The following is a 1,779-nucleotide window of genomic DNA, read 5'->3' as shown; positions in this document are numbered from 1 at the left end:
CAATATGGCCAGGAGCATCGGCTCCCCGTGATTGCTTCGTGGCGCGAATTCGTAGCCAGCGGCGCTTTGTTGTCCTACGGACCGAGTCGGATTTTCGAGGCCAAACGCTTGGCGGGCTATGTGCAAAAGGTTTTAAACGGAGCGAAACCCGCCGATTTGCCTATCGAGCAACCCGTTAAATTCGAACTTGTTATCAATCTCAAAACCGCCAAGACCCTCGGGCTCACGGTACCGCCTTTTTTACTCGGTCGCGCCGACGAGGTGATTGAATGAAGCTGCTGTGTGCTGCAACGCATGAGTCCGGAAGTGGCAGATTTTGTTGAAAAAGTCGTTGATGATCTCTGGGAGCAGTGATTCCGTTGCTGTCATGCGATTCGCTGTGGAGGCGGGCGATGATGGGGCGGCTCGATCACGATCAAGAGCAGCTGTTCTATTCATTTTGTCTTGATGAAGCAGTCCCGCACGATCACCCGGTTCGCGAGATTGCTGCGGTTCTCGATTTATCTTGGGTTCGTTCCGAGCTTGCGCCCTTTTACTCCAAAATAGGTCGGCCCTCGATTGATCCGGAGCTGATGATGCGGATGCTCATCATCGGCTACGCATTCGCAATTCGCTCGGAACGAGCGATATGCCGGGATGTCCGGGTGAACTTCGCTTATCGCTGGTTTTGCGGGCTCTCGATCGAGGACAAAATCCCAGATCACTCGACGTTTTCACGTGCCCGTCATGAGCGGTTCCGCGACAGCGATATGTTCCGGCGGGTGTTTGAGCGTGTTGTTGGGACCTGTATTGCGGCCGGGTTGGTCGGCGGCGAAGGGTTCGCAGTCGATGCGAGCCTGATCGTGGCGGACGCCAATAAGCAGCGATCGATCCCCGGCTCGGAGTGGAACAAGAGGGGTGATCCTCAGGGTGCCGGCCGCGCCATGAGGGAATATTTGGCAACCCTCGACGATGCGGCGTTTGGCGCGGCAAGCGAGGTGACGCCGAAGTTTGTCTCACCCTCCGATCCAGCCGCACAATGGACCGGCGCGATGCGAGGGCCAGCGTTCTTCGCCTATGCGGACAATTATCTCATTGACGTTAAGTTCGGCATCATCCTGGACGTCAAAGCCACCCGTGCCATTCGGCAGGCAGAGGTCGGTGCAGCTAAGACAATGATCGAGCGGACCGAGGAGCGGTTCGACATTAAACCCGCCTATCTCGCCGCCGATACGGCTTATGGTTCTGCGGATACGCTCAACTGGATCGTCAACAAGAAGAAGATCGCACCGCACATTCCGGTCATCGACAAATCAAAGCGCGAGGATGGGACCTTCTCGCGGGAGGACTTCAGGTTCGACGAGGAACGGAACGTCTATTTCTGCCCAGCTGGCAAAGTGCTGACCACCACCGGTCATATCGGCCCCGATCACGCGCTCCGCTACCAGGCGTCACTGCCTGACTGCCGTGCCTGCGTGCTCAAACCAAAATGCTGTCCAAAGATGCCCTCGCGCCGGATCGTACGCGATGTGAACGAAGACGCTCGCGACATTGCTCGTGCACTGGCCAAGACCGAGGCTTTCGAACGATCGCGTCGTGATCGCAAGCGCGTCGAGATGCTATTTGCTCATCTCAAGCGCATCTTGCGGCTCGGGCGGCTTCGGTTACGCGGCCCATGCGGCGCGCAAGATGAGTTCACCCTCGCCGCAATCGCGCAAAACTTACGCCGCCTCGCAAAATTGGTCGCTCGACCGCCACCAGCGCTCGATGCATGCCTTGCCTAACCAAAGAGGAGCTAAA

2 protein-coding genes are annotated in these 1,779 nt (G+C 57.4%); both read left to right on the top strand.

Annotated features, from left to right (window positions below):
• Positions 1-273 (top strand): ABC transporter substrate binding protein (locus VMT30_06275; protein HVQ44546.1); only part of this gene is annotated, 273 nt, incomplete at its 5' end.
• 119 nt (positions 274-392) lie between these two features.
• On the top strand, positions 393-1,763 hold the full coding sequence (locus tag VMT30_06270) for an IS1182 family transposase (protein HVQ44545.1): 1,371 nt from the start codon (positions 393-395) through the stop codon (positions 1,761-1,763).
• Positions 1,764-1,779 lie beyond the last annotated feature (16 nt).

Source organism: Candidatus Saccharimonadia bacterium (assembly GCA_035544015.1).
In the GTDB taxonomy this organism is placed as follows: Bacteria; Patescibacteriota; Saccharimonadia; order UBA4664; family UBA4664; genus UBA5169.
This window is presented reverse-complemented; position numbering and strand designations above follow the sequence as displayed.